Annotated in this window: 17 protein-coding genes; 3 read left to right on the top strand and 14 right to left on the bottom strand. The window is 63.7% G+C overall.

Going from position 1 to position 18,054, the window contains the following annotated elements; genetic code table 11:
• Positions 1–40 precede the first annotated feature (40 nt).
• From VNT00_RS15665 to VNT00_RS15610, 12 genes are all read right to left on the bottom strand, one after another.
• Entirely contained in the window at positions 41–742 is a 702-nt protein-coding gene (locus VNT00_RS15665; RefSeq protein ID WP_325589139.1) for an ABC transporter ATP-binding protein, read from the bottom strand.
• Positions 743–1,510, bottom strand: coding sequence for a high-affinity branched-chain amino acid ABC transporter ATP-binding protein LivG (gene livG / locus VNT00_RS15660; protein WP_325589137.1), 768 nt, complete (start codon positions 1,508–1,510; stop codon positions 743–745).
• Complete coding sequence (locus VNT00_RS15655) at positions 1,507–2,799, bottom strand: high-affinity branched-chain amino acid ABC transporter permease LivM (protein ID WP_414650944.1); 1,293 nt, start codon at positions 2,797–2,799, stop codon at positions 1,507–1,509. Before VNT00_RS15655 ends, livG begins: the two co-directional genes overlap by 4 nt.
• Before the next feature lie 32 nt (positions 2,800–2,831).
• Complete coding sequence (locus VNT00_RS15650) at positions 2,832–3,761, bottom strand: ABC transporter permease subunit (protein WP_325589133.1); 930 nt, start codon at positions 3,759–3,761, stop codon at positions 2,832–2,834.
• A 21-nt stretch (positions 3,762–3,782) separates the two neighbouring features.
• Positions 3,783–4,376 (bottom strand): VUT family protein, encoded by a 594-nt coding sequence (locus tag VNT00_RS15645; RefSeq protein WP_325589131.1) that lies wholly within the window; start codon positions 4,374–4,376, stop codon positions 3,783–3,785.
• A complete protein-coding gene (proC, locus tag VNT00_RS15640) occupies positions 4,373–5,206 on the bottom strand; it encodes a pyrroline-5-carboxylate reductase (RefSeq protein WP_325589129.1) in 834 nt (277 codons plus the stop codon). The genes VNT00_RS15645 and proC overlap by 4 nt, the downstream gene beginning before the upstream one ends.
• An 82-nt stretch (positions 5,207–5,288) precedes the next feature.
• Positions 5,289–6,401, bottom strand: coding sequence for a high-affinity branched-chain amino acid ABC transporter substrate-binding protein (locus tag VNT00_RS15635; protein ID WP_325589127.1), 1,113 nt, complete (start codon positions 6,399–6,401; stop codon positions 5,289–5,291).
• 8 nt (positions 6,402–6,409) lie between these two features.
• Positions 6,410–6,910, bottom strand: coding sequence for a Dps family protein (locus tag VNT00_RS15630; protein WP_325589125.1), 501 nt, complete (start codon positions 6,908–6,910; stop codon positions 6,410–6,412).
• A 140-nt stretch (positions 6,911–7,050) separates the two neighbouring features.
• A complete protein-coding gene (locus tag VNT00_RS15625; RefSeq protein WP_325589123.1) occupies positions 7,051–8,007 on the bottom strand; it encodes a LysR substrate-binding domain-containing protein in 957 nt (318 codons plus the stop codon).
• A gap of 85 nt (positions 8,008–8,092) precedes the next feature.
• Positions 8,093–10,180 (bottom strand): ATP-dependent DNA helicase RecG, encoded by a 2,088-nt coding sequence (gene recG, locus VNT00_RS15620; protein WP_325589121.1) that lies wholly within the window; start codon positions 10,178–10,180, stop codon positions 8,093–8,095.
• Positions 10,181–10,211: 31 nt separating this feature from the next.
• Positions 10,212–10,598 (bottom strand): Rid family detoxifying hydrolase, encoded by a 387-nt coding sequence (locus VNT00_RS15615; RefSeq protein ID WP_325589119.1) that lies wholly within the window; start codon positions 10,596–10,598, stop codon positions 10,212–10,214.
• 157 nt (positions 10,599–10,755) lie between these two features.
• The gene (locus VNT00_RS15610; protein ID WP_325589117.1) at positions 10,756–11,532 is read right to left on the bottom strand and encodes a ferredoxin--NADP reductase; all 777 of its coding nucleotides are present in this window, start codon (positions 11,530–11,532) and stop codon (positions 10,756–10,758) included.
• Positions 11,533–11,995: 463 nt separating this feature from the next.
• On the opposite strand from VNT00_RS15610, the gene VNT00_RS15605 reads away from it, so the two are divergent.
• The 3 genes from VNT00_RS15605 to VNT00_RS15595 are packed head-to-tail and all read left to right on the top strand — an operon-like array spanning position 11,996 to position 15,458.
• Positions 11,996–13,036: a Fe(3+) ABC transporter substrate-binding protein gene (locus VNT00_RS15605; protein WP_325589115.1), complete on the top strand. Its 1,041-nt coding sequence runs from the start codon at positions 11,996–11,998 to the stop codon at positions 13,034–13,036.
• Positions 13,014–14,672 (top strand): ABC transporter permease, encoded by a 1,659-nt coding sequence (locus VNT00_RS15600; RefSeq protein ID WP_414650943.1) that lies wholly within the window; start codon positions 13,014–13,016, stop codon positions 14,670–14,672. The genes VNT00_RS15605 and VNT00_RS15600 overlap by 23 nt, the downstream gene beginning before the upstream one ends.
• 3 nt (positions 14,673–14,675) lie before the next feature.
• A complete protein-coding gene (locus VNT00_RS15595; protein ID WP_325589111.1) occupies positions 14,676–15,458 on the top strand; it encodes an ABC transporter ATP-binding protein in 783 nt (260 codons plus the stop codon).
• Between the two features lie 15 nt (positions 15,459–15,473).
• On the opposite strand, the gene ntrC is transcribed toward VNT00_RS15595, so the two are convergent.
• Positions 15,474–16,973, bottom strand: coding sequence for a nitrogen regulation protein NR(I) (gene ntrC, locus VNT00_RS15590; RefSeq protein WP_325589109.1), 1,500 nt, complete (start codon positions 16,971–16,973; stop codon positions 15,474–15,476).
• Positions 16,970–18,028: a nitrogen regulation protein NR(II) gene (gene glnL, locus VNT00_RS15585; RefSeq protein ID WP_325589107.1), complete on the bottom strand. Its 1,059-nt coding sequence runs from the start codon at positions 18,026–18,028 to the stop codon at positions 16,970–16,972. The genes ntrC and glnL overlap by 4 nt, the downstream gene beginning before the upstream one ends.
• Between the last annotated feature and the right edge of the window lie 26 nt (positions 18,029–18,054).

The raw sequence follows: 18,054 nt of genomic DNA, 5'->3' as shown, positions 1-18,054 counted from the left end.
AGCCAGGTTCCGCTCCAGGTATTTTCAAACCTCGAAAAGCCTATCCCCCCAGATAGGCTTTTTTGACGTCTTCGTTGGCAAGCAGATTGGCGGAGCTGTCGGCCAGAACCAGTTTGCCGGTTTCGAGCACATAGCCGCGATCCGCCGCCTGCAACGCCTTGGCGGCGTTCTGCTCGACCAGGAGCACGGTTACGCCGGTTTCGCGGATACGGCGGACGGCGGCGAATATCTGGTTGATGACCAGGGGCGCCAGGCCCAGCGTGGGTTCGTCGAGCAGCAGCAGCCTGGGCCGGCTCATCAGCGCCCGGCCTATGGCCAGCATTTGCTGTTCGCCACCCGACAGTGTGCCGGCTCGCTGGCCGGACCTTTCCAGCAGCCGGGGAAAAAGGCCCTGCACATGGTCCAGGCCCTGCGCGAGCTGCCGCTTGTTCAGGAAGAAGCCGCCCATGCTCAGGTTCTCGAGCACCGTCAATTGCGAAAACACCCGCCTTCCCTCGGGCGCCACGGCAATGCCGCGACGCATGATTTCACAAGTGGGCAAGGCGGTAATGTCCTCGTCTTCGAACCATACCCTGCCCCGGCTTGCCCTGGGCGAGGCGCAAACCGTCATCAGCAGCGTGCTTTTGCCCGCGCCGTTGGCGCCGATCAGCGCCACGATCTCGCCACGCCTGACTTCGACGCTGACATCGTCCAGCGCCTTGATGGCGCCGTAGTGGGTATGGACGCGTTCCAGCCTCAGCATCTATTCATCCCCCAGATAGGCCTTGATCACCCGGGGGTTCGCGCGTACTTCGTCGGGCGCGCCGCAGGCTATGGCTTGTCCGCGATCCATGACCAGGATGCGGTCGGAGATGCCCATGACCATGCTCATATCGTGCTCGATGAAGAGAATCGCAATGCCGAACTGCGCGCGCAGCTGCAGGATGAGCTGCTGCAGTTCCCGCTTTTCGCTGGGATTGAGCCCCGCCGCCGGTTCGTCCAGCAACAGCACGCGCGGCCCCGCGGCCATGCAGCGCGCGATTTCAAGCTTGCGCTGATGCCCGTACGGCAACTGGCTGGAGGGACGGTCCGCGTAGGCGCCCAGCTCCATGAAGTCCAGCCATTGGTGCGCGGCATCTAGCGCCGCCTTTTCCGCCCGGCGGTACGACGGCATGGTGAAAAAGCCGGGCAGAAGCGCCGTCTGCAAATGCTGGTGCTGGGCCACCAGAAGGTTTTCCAGCACGGTCAGCTTCTTGAACAGACGCGGGCTCTGGAACGTGCGCACCAGGCCCTTGCGCGCCATTTTATGGCTGGGCAGGCCGCTTACGTCCTTGCCGTCGAGCCGCACGCGGCCCGAACCGGGCTTGTAGAAACCGCTGATGCAATTGAAAACCGTGGTCTTGCCCGCCCCGTTGGGGCCGATGACGGCAAAGACTTCGTCGGCTGCGACGTCCAGAGCGATGTTCTCGACGGCCCGCAGCCCGCCGAAACTCATGCTCAACCCGCGAACCTCCAGCAGCGCCGCGCTCATGGCCTGGGCGCCCGTTCGGGCCGTCGGGCCGGCAGCAGCCCCTGCGGGCGCCACATCATCATCAGCACCATGACCAGGCCGAAGATCAGCATGCGGTACTCGACGAGCTCGCGCGCCAGTTCCGGTATGACGGTAAGCAGGATGGCGGCCAGTATGACGCCCGCCTGCGAGCCCATCCCCCCCAGCACCACGATTGCCAGCACCAGCGCCGATTCGGTGAAGGTAAAAGATTCGGGGTTGACCAGGCCCTGCTTCGCCGCGAACAGCGCGCCTGCGACGCCGGCGAACAAGGCGCCCAGCGTAAAGGCCGACAGTTTGATGCGCACGGGGTTGAGACCCAGCGAGCGGCAGGCGATCTCGTCTTCCCGCAGGGCTTCCCAGGCTCGGCCTATGGGCATGCGAACCAGGCGCGTGGTCACGAAAAGCGTGCAAAGCGCGAATGCCAGGGCCAGCAAATACATATAGACCATGGCATGCTGCGTGCTGAAGTCCAAGCCCACCCATTGGTGAAAGGTTTCATGGCCGTCCAGGGCGCGGCGCGTCATGGCGTGGCCGAACACGGTGGGCTTGGGAATTCCCGATATGCCGTCCGGACCGTTGGTAATGGACTGCATATTGGTCAGCACCATGCGGATGATCTCGCCGAAGCCCAGCGTGACGATGGCCAGGTAATCGCCCCGCAGGCGCAAAACGGGAAAACCCAACAGGAAGCCGAACAAGGCGGCGGCAAGGCCCGCCACCGGCAAAGCCTGCCAAAAGCCCCAGCCCGCCCAGTGGTACAGCAAGGCATACGAATAGGCGCCGACGGCGTAGAAGCCCACATAGCCCAGATCCAGCAGACCGGCAAAGCCCACCACGATGTTCAGGCCCAGGCCCAGCACGACATAGATCAGCGCCAGCGTGGCGATGTCGATCTGCGCGCGATCCGCCAGGAACGGCAAGGCGACGGCGGCCAGCAGGAATGCCCACGATAGCGGCCTGCGCGCGCGTTGCGGCAAGGCCGGCCAGGCGGGCACTGCGGGACGGCGGCGGGCAAGCCAGGCGGCCAGGGCCGGACGGAAGAACTGGAACAGGAACACCGCGCCCATGCCGCCCAGCACCAAGGGCCAGTCGGCTTTCAAATGAAGCTGGCCGGCGGCGCGCACGATGTGCAGGCCATGAACGGGCGCAACGATGATGCCGGTCAGGAGCGCCGCGATCATGGCGCTTTTCAGCCTGGAAGGCAGCGTGCCGCCCGGGGATTTTCCGACCCCCGAAGGCGCCGCGCCATCAGCGGAGTCCGGCGGCATGTCAGGGGCGGATCTTGTGCGAAGGAGGCTCTTCATACCTTCTCCACCTCCGGCCTGCCCAGCAAGCCCGTGGGGCGGAACAGCAGCACCAGGATCAACAGCGCAAAAGCGACGATGTCCTTGTATTCGGAAGACAGGTAGGCGGCTGCCAGGGTTTCAGCGAGGCCCAGCAAAACGCCGCCAAGCATGGCGCCCGGAATGCTGCCTATGCCGCCCAGCACCGCGGCCGTGAAGGCCTTGAGACCCACCGTGAACCCGATGAACGGATTGAGCTTGCCGATGGTGAGTGCGATGAGCACCCCGCCCACGGCCGCCAGCACCGCGCCAAGCATGAATATGAACGATATGACTCGTCCGGTGTCGATGCCCAGCAGGCTGGCCATTTGCAGGTCCTGCGAGCAGGCGCGCGAAGCCCTGCCCAGCCGCGAGCGGCCTATATACAGCGACAGGGCGATCATGACCGCGACCGTGACGGCGATGATCAGGAGCCGCGAGTACGAGAAGGTGACCAGAAACGAGCTGCCGGTAAACGCGAACTGCAGCGAACCGGGCAGCAGGGCCGGAACGGCGACGTCGCGCGCGCCCTGTCCCAGGGCCACCCAGTTCTGCAGGAATATGGACATGCCGATGGCCGTGATCAGCGGCGCCAGCCTATGCCCTCCGCGGACCGGCGCATAGGCGATTTTTTCGATGGCGTAGCCATAGGCGGCGGTCACTGCGCCCGCCACCAGCAGCATGGCCAGGATAATCAGCGCCAGCGGCAAGCCGCTGTGCAGGCCGATGGCGGACAAGGCCACCAGGCCGGAATAGGCGCCTATCATGTAGATTTCGCCGTGGGCGAAATTGATCATGCCGATAATGCCATACACCATGGTGTAGCCGATGGCGATCAGGGCATAGATGGCCCCCAGGGAGAGGCCGTTGAAAACTTGCTGGGTAATCTGGGGAAGCAGTTCCACCACGCACAAGCGCCGGCCGGGCGGCTATTGGGTGCTTCGGCGCAGATTGTCCGCCATGCCGGAGCCAAGCAAGGCGGGCCGGCCCAGGTTCCACATCAGCACCCGGAAAGGAACCAGCATGGTGGCGTTGACCACCAGCTTGACGGCCAGGTCGCCGGTAAGCAGCGACACCCAGTCGATGCCCGTGCCGGCAAAGGCCACGCTGAAGAAGATGCACGTATCGAGCGTGGCGCCGGCTACGCCGGCCAGCAGCGGAGCGCGCCACCAGCGTTGCTCGCGAAAGCGGTTGAATACGGTGATGTCCAGCAGTTGCGCGAACAGGAACGCCATGCCCGAAGCCAGGGCGATGCGGGGCGTGGCCGCCCAAACGGAAAAGACGACGGCGGCGACAAAGCCGGCGACGACGACGCGCCGCGCTGCGGACGGGCCGAAGCGGCGGTTCAGCAGGTCGGACACCAGAAAGGCGATGGGATAGGAAATGGCGCCCCAGGTCAGCCACTGATTGATGGGGAACTGAACGAGAATATTGGATCCGACGACCACGGCGCACATCGCGCCGACCGCGGCGAGAAACTGCTTGCCGGTCATGGGCAGAAAGGTTCTGGAAGAAGAAGTCATTGAGCGAACTCGCGGGAAAGATCGGCGGCGCGGTCGTAGGCGGCCTGCATGGCCTGCTGCACGACGGCGGTGAAATTTTGCTGCTTGAATACATCGAGGGCGGCGGCCGTGGTGCCCCCTTTGGACGTCACGCGGTCGCGCAGCGTGGCCGGGGATTCGGGCGACAGCGCCGCAAGCTGGGTGGCGCCATTGAGCGTTCCCAGCGCAAGCAGCCGGGCCTGCTCGGCCGACAACCCCAGTTTCCGGCCGCCTTCGATAAGGGCTTCGATGAACAGAAAGACATAGGCCGGGCCGCTGCCCGACAAGGCGGTTACCGCGTCGAGCAGTTGGTCGCTGTCGACCCAGGCAACTTCGCCCACCGCGCGGAACAGTTGCTGCGCGACGGCTTTGTCGGCCTCGGACACGCCCGGCAGGGCCAGCATGCCGGTCGCGCCGGCGCCAATGAGGGCGGGCGTGTTGGGCATGCAGCGCACCAGGCGGGTCCATGGACGGCCGGGCTCGCCCAGCCAGTCCGAAATGGTCTGGCTGGAAATGCCGGCGGCAATGCTGACGACCAGCGTGTCGGGCTGCAAAAAGGGTTTGCAGCTGGCGACGGTTTCGCGCATGACCTGCGGCTTGACCGCGAACACCCAGACGCGTCGGCCTGACAGCGCGGCATCGGGCCGCAGCGCTACGCTCGCGCCCTTTTCGCGCCATTGGTCGAGGGTGGATTCGTTGATGTCGACAATGTGCACGTCGGAGGCGCCGCAGCGCTTGCCGATAAGGCCGGAAGCCAGCGCGCCGGCCATATTGCCGCCGCCGATGAAGGCAAGATTGAGTTCGTGGTTCATAGGTGCAATATTGTACGGTTTTTTATTGCCGGCTACAGCCGCCGCGGCTTCTGGGATATTGGCGGCAACCCGCCCATATGCTTTATTTATAAAGCGTCTTCGTGCCGTCGCTGTGCCAGCGATAGACGTTGAATCGAAAATTCTTGAGATCGCCCTGCTTGTCCCAGGATATTTCGCCCAGCGGGGTGTTGAACGAATGCGCATGCAGCCAGGCGGCGACCTTGACGGGATCGTCTCCTACGGCCTTGATGCTGTCGGCGATGGCCTGCACCGCGGCATAAGCGGGCAATTGGAAGGCCCCGCCCGGATCGCGGTTCTTGTCGCGGAACGCCTTGACGATGGCGGCGTTGGCGGGATCGGTGGACGGGTCGAGGGGCAAGGTCAGCAGCATGCCCTCGACGGCGGAGCCGGCGATGGCATTGATGTCGGGATTGCCCACGCCCTCGGGCCCCATGAACTGGGCCTTGAGGCCCTGCTCGGCGCCCTGGCGCAACAGCAAGCCCATTTCCGGATGGTAGCCGCCAAAATACACGAAATCCGCCTGGACGCTTTTGAGGCGGGTGATGATGGCCGAATAGTCGCTGTCCCCGGCGTTGATGCCTTCGAACAGCACGACCGGCACGCCGGCGCCTTCCAGGCCCTTGCGCACAGCGCTGGCTATGCCGAATCCGTAGGATTGCTTGTCGTGCAGGATGGCGACCTTTTTCGGCTTGACGGCCGTGGCGATGAACCCGGCGGCGGCCGGGCCTTGCTGGTCGTCGCGCCCTATGGTGCGGAAAATGAAATCGTAATGTTTGCCCTGCGTGACGGCGGGCGCCGTCGCCGACGGCGTGATCATGACGATGCCTTCGGTGTTGTAGATGCTGGCCGCGGCAATGGCCGGGCCGGAGCAGACATGTCCCACTACGTACCCGACGCCGTCATTGACGATGCGGTTGGCAACCACGGGGCCCTGCTTGGACTCGCAACTGTCGTCGTAGTCGACTTCTTCGAGCTGGCGGCCCAGCACCCCGCCCGCCTTGTTGATTTGCTCGATTGCCGTGGCAACGCCCTGCCGGACCATGACGCCGTATTGCGTAACCGGCCCGGTCAGGGGGCCGGCCACGGCAATGCGCAAAGGTTCGGCGGCCATGGCGCCGGCCGCAAGCAGGCTGGCTGCCGCTGCCGCCAGGAAACGGCTGAAAAGCCTGGACACGGGCCGGCCTATTGCAGCAGGCTGCGCAGCATCCAGGCGTTTTTCTCGTGGACGTCGAGGCGCGCGGTAAGCAGGTCGACCGTGGGCTGGTCGTCGGCCGCATCCGCCTTTTTCAGCGCGGTTCGCGCGGTCTTGGCGACGGCCTCGTTGTTCTTGACCAGGATGCGGATCATTTCCTCGGCGTCGGGCACCGACGTGGGTTCCTTGATGGAGGCCAGCCGGGCGTATTCGCTGTAGGTGCCGGGCGCGTAATGGCCCAGGGCGCGTATGCGTTCGGCGATGGAGTCCAGCGCCTGCCATTCCTCGGTGTATTGCGTCATGAACATCTGATGCAGGGTGCTGAACAGCGGCCCGGTGACGTTCCAGTGGAAGTTATGGGTGGTCAGGTACAGCGTGTAGGAATCGGCCAGCATCTTCGACAACTCGGTCGCTATCGCCGCGCGGTCTTTCTCGGAAATACCGATATCGATCATGATGCCCTTGCCTGTTTTTGCGGTTGCCTTAGCCATGAGTGCTCCTGGTGGTATGAACGGAAAAAAGGTGGTTGGACGAGTGGAGAAGACTATAGCTAGCATACCATGGGCGCAGCCCGCCCAGGCCCGGTCAGCGCCGCACGCACCGGCCCGCAAAGCCTGTTTGCAGGCCGGTGTCAGGCGGGTTGGGGATGCTGCGCGCGTTCGTCGCCGATATACTCCACGCCGGGCAGCCGGCTTCGGTGTATTGCCGAAATCAGCGCCTCGATGGCCGTGGGGCGCGGGTAGCTTTTACGCCATGCCAGCACGACCCTCCGGTCGGGAATCGGCTTGACGAAAGGAACGTAGGCCAGCAGATCGCTTTGCGCGTTGTGCACCGAAAGCGAACTGGCCGGCAGCACGGTAATGCCGATGCCCGCCGCCACCATATGCCGGATGGTTTCCAGCGAGGAGCCTTCGAAGGTGCGCTGTATACCCTCGCTCGACGCCGAGAAGCGCGAAAGCTCGGGGCAGACTTCCAGCACCTGGTCGCGGAAGCAATGCCCCGTGCCCAGCAGCAGCATGGTTTCGTTCTTCAGGTCGGAAGAGCGGATTTCCTTGAGCTTGGCCCACGGATGGCTTTTGGGCACGGCCACGACGAAAGGCTCGTCGTACAAGGGCTGGACCATCAGTCCCGAGTCGGGAATCGGCAAGGCGACGATGGCGCAGTCGATTTCCCCCTGGCGCAAAAGCTCCAACAGGCGCGTCGTGTAGTTTTCCTGCAGAATCAGCGGCATCTGTGGCGTGATCTCGATTTGCGCCGGCACCAGCCTGGGCAGAAGGTACGGCCCGATAGTGTAGATGACCCCCACGCGCAACGGACCGGCCAGCGGGTCGTGTCCCTGGCGGGCGATTTCCTTGAGGTTGGTGGCTTCCTCGAGCACGCGCTGCGCCTGGTCGACGACACGCAGGCCGATGGGTGTGACGCCCACTTCGGCGCCACCGCGCTCGAACAGGACCACGCCCAGCTCGTCCTCGAGCTTGCGGATGGCGACCGACAGCGTGGGCTGGCTGACGAAACAGGCGTCGGCGGCACGGCCGAAATGGCGTTCACGGGCTACAGCCACAATGTACTTAAGCTCAGTCAGGGTCATACTATTCCTGTCATAAAACAATAAACAATGGCCGCGCCCGCCTTGCGCCGTCTTGCCGCGAAAGCAAGGCGGCGCCGCCAGCCGGTCAGGTGCGAAGAAAATCCTGCTTGCCGCGCATCCAGCGCGCCAGATGCCGTTGCGCAATGCCGGAGCCGTTTTTCAACAACTCGGCGGCCAGGGTTTGCGCCTGCTCCAGCAGCAAGGCGTCCGTTTCCAGGTTTGCAAACCTGAGCAAAGCGGCCCCGGACTGGCGAACTCCCAGGAATTCGCCGGGCCCTCGCTGCTCCAGGTCGCGCCTGGCTATTTCAAAACCATCGGTCGTTTCGTACATGGCCCGCAAACGCTGCCGGGCGATTTGCGAAAGCGGACCCTGGTACAACAGCACACATACCGATTGCCCGCTGCCCCGCCCCACCCTGCCGCGCAACTGATGCAGCTGCGCCAGGCCGAACCGTTCCGCATGTTCGATGACCATCAGCGTGGCGTTGGGCACGTCGACCCCGACCTCGATGACGGTGGTTGCAACCAGCACGTCCAGGCGCCCCGCCCGGAAATCGCTCATGACGCCGGCTTTTTCATCGGGCTTGAGGCGGCCATGGACCAGGCCGACGCGCAGGCCGGGAAGTTCCTGGGCCAGCCAGGCGTGCGTATCGACAGCCGTCTGCAATTGCAGCACCTCGCTTTCCTCGACCAGCGGACAGACCCAATACGCCTGCCGCCCGGCGCGGATTTCGGTAAGCACGTGGCTGACCACTTCGGTTCTGCGCGTATCCGAGACAAGCTTGGTCACGACCGGGCTGCGCCCAGGCGGCAGTTCGTCGATGGCCGACACATCCAGATCGGCGAAGAACGTCATGGCCAGCGTGCGCGGTATGGGTGTGGCGCTCATGTTCAACTGGTGGGGAATCAGCTCGGCCAGGCCGGCCGAGCCCTCGCCCTTGCGGCTTAGCTCCAGCCGCTGGCCGACGCCGAACCGGTGCTGCTCGTCGAGCACGATCAGGCCCAGCCGCGCAAAATCCACTTTGTCCTGGATAAGCGCCTGGGTGCCGATGGCCAGCTGCGCTTCGCCGCTGGCGATGCTTGCCGTGGCTTCGCGGCGCTTCTTGACGCTCAGGCTGCCGGTCAGCCAGGCTATCCGCACACCCAGGGGCGCAAGCCAATCGGCCAGTTTCATGAAATGCTGCTCGGCCAGGATTTCGGTTGGCGCCATGATCGCAACCTGCGCCCCGGAAGCTATGGCCTGGGCCGCCGCCAGGGCAGCGACAACGGTCTTGCCGCTGCCCACGTCGCCCTGCAGCAGGCGGTGCATGGGAAACGAGCGCTTCAGGTCATGGGAAATCTCGGCCACGACGCGCTTTTGCGCCGCCGTGAGCTTGAACGGCAAGGCATCGAGCAAGGCGCGGACCAGGCCGCCGGTCTTCGCCAAAGGTTCGGCCCGCTGCTCCAGGCGCGCGGCCCGCGCCAGCGCCAGCGAAAGCTGCTGGGCCAGAAGCTCGTCGAACTTGATGCGCCGCCAGGCGGGATGTCCGCGCTCGATGAGATCGTCGTACGACACATTGGCCGGCGGGTGATGCAGCACCCGTATGGCTTCGTCGAAGGGAATCAGGCCGTAGCGCTCGCGGATCGTGGAGTCCAGAGTGTCGTCGAGGTTCGCCGTTTCCAGGGCCTTGTCGATGACCCGCCTGATCGCTGGCTGGGAAAGGCCGTCGGTAGTGGGATAGACCGGCGTCAATGCGGCAGGCAGCGGCCCCCCTGCCGCTCCCACCCTGGGGTGCACCATTTCGAGCCCTTGAAAGCCGTTTCGCACTTCGCCCCTGACCCTCAGGCGCTTGCCGGCCGCCAGCTGTCTTTCCTGGCTGGAGTAAAAATTGAGCCAGCGCAAGACCAGGTCGCCGCTGCCGTCGCTCACCAGGGCGGACAACTGCCGCCTTGGGCGGAACAGCACTTCGCTGCGCAGCACTTCGACCTCGACTTGCGCCGGCTGTCCGGGACGAAGAGAGGCAACGGGCACGATGCGGGTTTCGTCTTCGTAGCGTATGGGCAGGTGCACGATACAGCTTTGAGGATCTGTAAGGCCCAGGCGCTGGAGCTTGCGCTCCAGCAGCGAGGTTGCCGTGGCGCCGCCCGGCGCGGCGGTCTCCGCGGCCTGGCGCTTGCGCTGCGTGTTTGCCATGAATAAGCGGCGGGTGCGGGGCTATCGGTACTTAAATGACGATGACCGCCTCGACTTCGAACTGGGCGCCCTTGGGCAGGCTGGCCACGCCTATGGTGGAGCGCGCCGGATAAGGCTGGGGAATGATGTCGGCCATGATGGCGTTGGCGCTGGCGAACTTGCTGAGGTCGGTCAGAAACAGCGTGAGCTTGACGATGCTGTCCAGGGTGCCGCCGGCGGCCTCGATGACCGCCTGCATATTGGCGAACGATTGCCGGACCTGCCCTTCGAAGTTCTCGGAAACCAGTTCTCCCGTTCCCGGTTCAAGCCCGATCTGGCCCGACAAATAAACCGTTTTTCCCGAGCCCGCAACAACCGCCTGCGAATAAGGGCCGACCGCGGCGGGGGCCGCGTCCGTGTGAATGATTTGCTTGGCCATGAATAACTCTCTGAAATAATTAAACAATAACTTCTATCAGAGTTTAAACAGCTATAGCAAAAATTAAAAGCCCCCGCAGCCAGGATTTGCGCCGCGCGGAAGGCATTTCCGCTAGGACAAACCCGAACCTGCGGGGGCCGGATTGAAACGCCGTCGATTATTTTTCGACGAAGGCGCGCTCGATCACGTAGTCGCCCGGTTCGCCGACACCCGCCGACACGACGAAGCCGCGATCGTCGAGCATCTTGCAGATATCGGTCAGCATGGCGGGACTGCCGCACAGCATGGCCCGGTCGGTTTCCGGATTGAGGGGCGGCAGGCCGATGTCTTCGAACAACTTGCCGTTTTCGACGACGGTGGTGATGCGCCCCTGGTTGCGGAATGATTCACGCGTTACGGTGGGATAGTAGATAAGCTTGTCCTTGAGCATTTCGCCGAAATACTCGTTGGCCGGCAGTTCGTTCTGGATGTAGTCGGCATAGGCCAGTTCGCTGACATGCCGGACGCCGTGCAGAAGAACCACTTTTTCAAAGCGGTCGTAGATGTCCGGATCTTTGATGATGCTCATGAAAGGCGCCAGGCCGGTGCCCGTGGCGAACAGGTACAGATGCTTGCCGGGCTTGAGGTCGTCGACGACCAGGGTGCCCACCGGCTTTCTGCTGACCAGAACCGAGTCGCCCACCTTGAGGTGCTGCAAACGCGAGGTAAGCGGCCCGTTGGGAACCTTGATGCTCAGGAATTCGAGGTTTTCTTCGTAGTTGGCGCTGGCAATGCTGTAGGCGCGCATAAGGGGCTTTCCTTCCACCTCTAGACCCAGCATGACGAAGTGGCCGTTGTGAAAACGCAGCGCGGTGTCACGTGTGGTCGTGAAGGAAAACAGGGTGTCGTTCCAGTGGCGGACACTAAGAACTTGCTCGGAATTGAAGGCTGCCATGGCTGTCTGTCTATATAAAACCCGGGGTCTGAACAGATTGCGAAGAGTCTGGAATCAAAAGCCGGGTAGAGTCAAAAAAGAGTGCAAACATGCTAATTGCACCAGGCCCGAATAAATCTTCGGATCTACAAAGAAACAATTTTAGCGTATTTGGCATATTGCCCATAAAACAACAGTTTGTGCGAACATATCAAATAAAACTAAAACATATTCTTGGCAAATCGCGTTGCTTCTACGCTGAAACTTACTTTGACTCGAACAAAAACCCTACTGCAGGTGCAAATCAAAGCTCAGTGATATACAGCGTATACGCTCTTTTTTGCCTTGTAAAGTTGTTTTCGTCAAAATTGTCTGATATAGTTATTGTATATCTACATAAGAATTATTTTTATTTAGATATATAACGTTGATTCCCACGCAGCCGCTCCCCGCAGTCCATTCCACTTTCCACAAAAGGATCACCATGCGCTCATCTCGAACGCTTACGCCCCTGCTTGGGTCATTGATACTGGCCGGCCTGGCTTTCTCGTCTTCCCTGGCGGCAGCCGCCGAAGTCAATCTGTACACGACCCGCGAACCCAAGCTCATACAGCCGATTCTGGAACAGTTCACCGCCAACAGCGGCATCAAGGTCAATACCGTCTTCATCAAGGACGGCCTGCTCGAACGCGTCAAGGCGGAAGGCGAAAAATCCCCCGCCGACGTCCTCATGACCGTCGATATCGGCAATCTCGTCGATCTCGTCCAGGGCGGGGTTACCCAACCCATCGACTCCAAGGTGCTGGAAAGCGTCATCCCCGCCAATTTGCGCGGCGACGACCATCAATGGTTCGCCCTGTCGCTGCGCGACCGCGTCGCTTACGTGGCCAAGGGCATCGACGCCAAGGGCCTGACCTACGAATCGCTGGCCGACCCCAGATGGAAGGGCAAGGTTTGCATCCGCTCGGGGCAGCATCCCTACAACACGGCGCTGGTTGCCGCCATGATCGCCCATAACGGCGCCGCGCGCACCGAAACCTGGCTGCGCGGCGTCAAGGCCAATCTAGGCCGCAAGGCGGCTGGCGGCGACCGCGACGTGGCGCGCGACATCCTGGGCGGCATCTGCGATGTCGGTATCGCCAACGCCTATTACGTCGGCCACATGAAAAACGCCAAACCCGGCACCGACGCCCGCAAATGGGGCGATGCCATCGACGTCGTCCGCCCTGTCTTCGAACAAGCGCACGACCGGGGCACCCACGTCAACATTTCCGGAGCGTCGGTGGCCAGGCACGCACCGAACAAAGCCCAGGCGGTCAGCCTGCTGGAATACCTGGTCTCGGAAAAAGCCCAAAGCCTGTATGCCAACGCCAACTATGAATATCCGGTCAGGGCCGGCGTAAAGCTGGATCCCGTCGTCGCCGGCTTCGGGCCGCTGGTTGTCGATCCCCTGCCCCTGGCTGAAATCGCCAAGCATCGCAAAGAAGCCAGCCAACTGGTGGATAAGGTTGGCTTCGACAATTAGCGGCGATGGCGGCTGGCGTTGCGGCGCCCTGGCTATCGCCGCATGCGTAGCCGCGCCGGTCGCCGCGCTGGGCTGGCTGGCGACCCAAGGGACGCTGGACCATTGGTCGCACCTGCTGCAGTATGTATTGCCCATTGCCGCGGGCAATACGCTGCTGCTGATGGCCGGCGTCGGCGCCCTGGCCGCAGTTCTTGGCGCCGGCGCCGCCTGGCTGGTAACGGCCTATTCGTTTCCCACCAGCCGCAGCCTGTCATGGGCGCTGCTTCTTCCCCTGGCCGTGCCTACCTATATCGTGGCGTTCGCCTATCTCGATATCCTGCACCCCATAGGCCCGGTCCAGACACTGATCCGCGATGTGCTGGGCTACGACAGCCCTCGCGACTTCCGTCTTCCCGACTTGCGCAGCCTGCCCGGGGCCATTTTTTTGCTGGGCTTTGTCTTGTACCCCTACGTCTACTTGAGCACCCGGATCATGTTTTCCACCCAGGCGGCAAGCCTGATCGAGGCCGGCCGCATGCTGGGGCTGAGCCGCCGCGGCGCCTTTCTGCATGTGGCGCTGCCCATGGCCAGGCCCGCCATCGCGGTTGGCGTCAGCCTGGTTCTGCTGGAAACGCTGAACGACATCGGGGCGTCCGAATTCCTGGGGGTTCAGACCCTTACCGTCTCCATCTACACCACATGGGTGACGCGCTCGGACCTGGCGGGTGCCGCGCAAATAGCGCTTGCCATGCTGGCCCTGGTTGCGGCGCTTATCCTGCTGGAGCGGCGCGCGCGCAAGCGCGAGCGCTACGGCAATACCCAGCGCATGCGTCCCATGCAGCCTGTACGGCTGCGCGGCGTCCGGGCGGTAGCGGCCATGGCGCTGGGCTGGCTGCCCGTTGCGGCCGGCTTCGCCGCGCCGGCATTGTACCTGCTCAACGAAACACGCAAGCATCTGCACTATGCCGGCGGTGTTTCCGAACAACTGCTCGATAGCGGCTACAACACGGTCCGCATCGCCCTCCTCGCCACGGCCGCCACCATGGCCTGCGGCCTGGTCGTCGCCTGGGCGGCCCGCCGCTCGCAAACAGGCCGAAGCCCATTCACGAGCGCGGCGGCGCGGCTGTCCACCATGGGCTATGCATTGCCCGGCACGGTTCTTGCCATCGGCCTGCTCGCTCCCGTGGGACTGGCCGACGGCCTGCTTTCCTGGCTGGCAGGGCTTTTCACCTCTGCGCCGCCCGGCCTGATCCTCATGGGTTCGAGCGGCGTCCTGGTGGGCGCATATGCCATCCGCTTCCTGGCCATCTCTGTGGGCGGCATCGAGTCCGGCCTGGCGCGCATCCCGCCTTCACTCGAGCATGCGGCGCGGCTCCTGGGCGAAACGTCCACGGGTACGCTGCGGCGGGTGCACCTGCCATTGCTGCGCCCCGCCCTGGGCGCCGCGGCGCTGCTGGTTTTCGTGGACGCCATGAAGGAACTGCCGGCCACCCTGCTGCTCAGGCCCGTCAATTTCGAAACACTGGCCACCTGGCTTTACGCGGAGGCGGCGCGAGGCACCTACGAAGAAGGCGCCGTCGCCGCCCTGGCCATCGTCCTGGCCGGGATCGCCCCGGTTGTTCTGCTGGCGCGCCACCAACTCGCACCCCGGTACTGATCCATGTCCACCCTGCTCGATCTCGACCACCTTTCGCTCGCCTACGACACGCCCGAGGGCATCAGGCAAGTCGTGGAAAACCTGTCGCTCGGCCTGGAGAAAGGCCATATAGGCTGCCTGCTCGGCGCATCGGGCTGCGGCAAGACCACGATACTGCGCGCCATCGCCGGCTTCGAGCCCTTGCGCGCAGGCTCCATCCGCCTTGGCGGGGAGATACTGTCGTCGAAGGAAACCCAGATCGAACCCGAACGCCGCCGCGTAGGAATGATGTTCCAGGACTACGCGCTTTTCCCGCATATCACCGTCGAGAAAAACGTGGCGTTCGGCTTGCGCCGCCTCGACAAGAAGCAGCGTATCGCGCGCGTGGAACAACTGCTCGAACTGGTGGGCCTGGCCGGCTCGGCGCGAAGCTATCCGCACGAACTGTCGGGCGGCCAGCAGCAGCGCGTTGCGTTGGCGCGTGCCCTGGCGCCCGGGCCCGAACTGTTGCTGCTGGACGAGCCCTTCTCGAACCTGGATGTCGACATGCGCGAGCGCCTGGCCTTCGAAGTGCGCGACATCCTCAGGCAAACAGGCCATACCGCGCTGCTGGTCACCCACAATCAGGCCGAGGCGTTCGCCATCGCGGATCGCATCGGCATCATGCATGAAGGAGCGCTGCTTCAATGGGATACGCCCCGCGCCTTGCACGAGCGGCCGGCCAATGAATTCGTCGGCGGCTTCATACGCCGCGAAGCGCTGATGGCGCAACGCGCCCAAGCCGGCTTGCGCATGAATGCGGATTGACGGCCCGGCGCGGCTTTATTCAGCGCCGCCTTTGTCGATACCCAGTTCCTGGCATTTGCGCGTAAGCGTATTGCGGCCTATGCCCAGGCGCTGCGCGGCTTCGGCCCGCCGGTTGCGGCAATGCGCAAGCGCGGTGTTGATCAGCACCGACTCGAATTCGCGCAACAGCGTGGCCATGATGGCCGGTTCGTTGCGGTTCAGCTTGCTTTGTGTTTCGCCGGCCAGCAGGGCCGTCCATGAGCCACTGCCTCCAGCCGGCGAGACTCCGGCCCGCACCGGCTCGGCCTGGGCCGGGCCCGCCGGCGCCTGGTTTGAGGGCGCCGCGGTCTCTCTTGCACCATCGGCCCTGGCCGCCGCCATGATTTCGGGCGGAAGATCCTTGTAGCCGACCTGCTGGCCGGACGACATCACCGTCAGCCAGTGGCAAAAGTTCTCCAATTGCCGGATGTTGCCCGGGTAGTCGAAGGCGATCAGCGCCTGCATGGCCTCCGGCGTAATATGGCGCACCGAAACCCCCAGGCTGCGGGCGCTGTTCTGCAGGAACAGTTCGACCAGCGCGGGAATGTCTTCCTTGCGCTCGCGCAGCGGCGGCAGGCGCAATCGAATGACATTGAGCCTATGGAACAGATCCTCGCGGAACAGGCCCTGGGCCACCCGCTGCTCCAGCGGCTGATGGGTCGCGGCGACGATGCGCACGTTGACGGAAACCGCCTGCGAGCCGCCTACCCGGTAGAAACTGCCTTCGGCCAGCACTCTCAGCAGGCGGGTCTGCAGCTCGAACGGCATGTCGCCGATCTCGTCCAGGAACAAGGTGCCGCCGTCGGCCTCTTCGAAGCGGCCGCGCCGCATATGCGTAGCGCCGGTAAAAGCGCCCCGCTCGTGCCCGAACAGCTCGGCCTCGAGCAGGTCGCGCGGTATCGCCGCGGCGTTCAGGGCGATGAACGGACCGTTGGCGCGGGGACTGTGCGTATGCAGGGCCCGTGCGATCAGTTCCTTGCCGGTTCCCGATTCGCCTGTGATGAGCACGGTGGCAGGGGAAACCGCCAGCCGGCCGATGGCGCGGAACACCTCCTGCATGGCGACGGACGACGATTTCAGCATGATGCGTCCCGCGGAGGGGTCGGCGGCGACCGGCGCCTGCGTGTCGGCCTCGGGCTTGCTGGCCGCCGCCCTTTGGATCAGCGCCACCGCGTCATTGATGTCGAAGGGCTTGGCCAGGTAGTCGAAAGCGCCCTTCTGGAAAGCCGCGACCGTGCTGTTCAGATCGGTAAAAGCGGTCATGACGATGACGGGAAGATCGGGATGGCGCCGCTTGATCTCCTGCAGAAGCGTCAAGCCATCTTTGCCCGGCATGCGTATATCGGTGACCAGCACTGAAGGCATTGAAAACTCCAGCGCGTCGAGCATGGCGCCGGCCGACGCGAAGCTTTGCGTCGGCAAGGGTATTCGGGCCAGGGCCTTTTCCAGCACCCAGCGTATGCTTTGATCGTCGTCGACTATCCATACCGGTTTCATACTGACTCCAAAGGCAGGATCATGCGGAATTCGGTGTGGCCTTCCCGCGAATCGAATTCCACGACCCCGCCGTGCTGCTGCACGAATTCTTGCGCCAGGCTCAGGCCCAGGCCCGTGCCGTTGGCGCGCCCCGTGACCAGCGGATGAAAGATCTTGTCATGCAGATCCTGCGGCACGCCCGGGCCGTTGTCGATGACCGACACCACGACGCCCATGCGCACCGGGCGGGTTGCCAGCACCAGCTGTCGCCCTATGCGTGTGCGCAGGATCAGCCTGGGCTCGGCCACCGAACCGCTCTCGACGAGGGCCTGCGCGGCGTTGCGGGCGATGTTCAGCAAGGCCTGCACCAGGCGCGCGGGGTCTCCCGCGAGGTCGGGCACCGAGGCGTCGTAATCCCGTGAAATGTCGATCTGCGCGGAAAACTCGGCGCGCAGCAAGGTATACACCCGCTCGCAGATTTCATGGATATTGAACGGGAGCCTGCTCAGCCCCTCTTCCTGCGGCGCGATCAATCGGTCGATGAGCCCCCTCAGGCGATCCGCCTCGGCGATGACAACGCTGGTGTACTCGCGCAAAGGATGATCGGGCGGCAGCTCGGCTTCGAGAAGCTGCGCCGCGCCGCGTATGCCGCCCAAAGGGTTCTTGACTTCGTGCGCCAGATTGCGCAGCGATTCGCGCTGAACCTTGAGTTCTTTGCTCAATTGCAAAGTGCGGTCCAGTTGATCGTGCTGGTCCAGCCCGCGGATTTCGAGCAAGGCGCTCCAGGGCTGGCCTTCCAGAGGCACGAGCACCAGGCTCGCCGGCACGGCGGCTTCGGCCTGCCGGATGGTGATGTCCCGGCGCAGCACGCCATACTTGCCGTGAACCGCATCCAGGAAACGCGGCTCCAGCATGGCATCCGACCCGAACAAGGCGCTGCCGAAAGCCCCGAGCAACTGCTTGCGCGACAGCCCGAACAGTTCTTCCGCGCTGATGTTTGCATACCGCACCCTGCCCTGTTCGTCGAGCAGGATGACCGCGGTGGCGAGCAGGTCGTAACTTTCGATATTCAGCATAAGGTTACGGCCTGCCCGGCATGGCA

The sequence above is a fragment of the Eoetvoesiella sp. genome (assembly GCF_035555955.1).
Taxonomy (GTDB): domain Bacteria; phylum Pseudomonadota; class Gammaproteobacteria; order Burkholderiales; family Burkholderiaceae_B; genus Eoetvoesia.
The sequence above is the reverse complement of the archived record's forward strand: the minus strand, read 5'-3'. Positions and strand labels throughout refer to the sequence as shown.

What these genes read in the sequence shown, in the direction of transcription:
- proC (WP_325589129.1), bottom strand. Translation starts at nt 5,206, where the DNA reads ATGAACCACGAACTCAATCTTGCCTTCATCGGCGGCGGCAATATGGCC.
- VNT00_RS15630 (WP_325589125.1), bottom strand. Translation starts at nt 6,910, where the DNA reads ATGGCTAAGGCAACCGCAAAAACAGGCAAGGGCATCATGATCGATATC.
- VNT00_RS15665 (WP_325589139.1), bottom strand. Translation starts at nt 742, where the DNA reads ATGCTGAGGCTGGAACGCGTCCATACCCACTACGGCGCCATCAAGGCG.
- ntrC (WP_325589109.1), bottom strand. Translation starts at nt 16,973, where the DNA reads ATGAAACCGGTATGGATAGTCGACGACGATCAAAGCATACGCTGGGTG.
- VNT00_RS15645 (WP_325589131.1), bottom strand. Translation starts at nt 4,376, where the DNA reads ATGACTTCTTCTTCCAGAACCTTTCTGCCCATGACCGGCAAGCAGTTT.
- glnL (WP_325589107.1), bottom strand. Translation starts at nt 18,028, where the DNA reads ATGCTGAATATCGAAAGTTACGACCTGCTCGCCACCGCGGTCATCCTG.
- VNT00_RS15595 (WP_325589111.1), top strand. Translation starts at nt 14,676, where the DNA reads ATGTCCACCCTGCTCGATCTCGACCACCTTTCGCTCGCCTACGACACG.
- VNT00_RS15605 (WP_325589115.1), top strand. Translation starts at nt 11,996, where the DNA reads ATGCGCTCATCTCGAACGCTTACGCCCCTGCTTGGGTCATTGATACTG.
- VNT00_RS15615 (WP_325589119.1), bottom strand. Translation starts at nt 10,598, where the DNA reads ATGGCCAAGCAAATCATTCACACGGACGCGGCCCCCGCCGCGGTCGGC.
- VNT00_RS15655 (WP_414650944.1), bottom strand. Translation starts at nt 2,799, where the DNA reads ATGCCGCCGGACTCCGCTGATGGCGCGGCGCCTTCGGGGGTCGGAAAA.
- recG (WP_325589121.1), bottom strand. Translation starts at nt 10,180, where the DNA reads ATGGCAAACACGCAGCGCAAGCGCCAGGCCGCGGAGACCGCCGCGCCG.
- VNT00_RS15610 (WP_325589117.1), bottom strand. Translation starts at nt 11,532, where the DNA reads ATGGCAGCCTTCAATTCCGAGCAAGTTCTTAGTGTCCGCCACTGGAAC.
- VNT00_RS15625 (WP_325589123.1), bottom strand. Translation starts at nt 8,007, where the DNA reads ATGACCCTGACTGAGCTTAAGTACATTGTGGCTGTAGCCCGTGAACGC.
- livG (WP_325589137.1), bottom strand. Translation starts at nt 1,510, where the DNA reads ATGAGCGCGGCGCTGCTGGAGGTTCGCGGGTTGAGCATGAGTTTCGGC.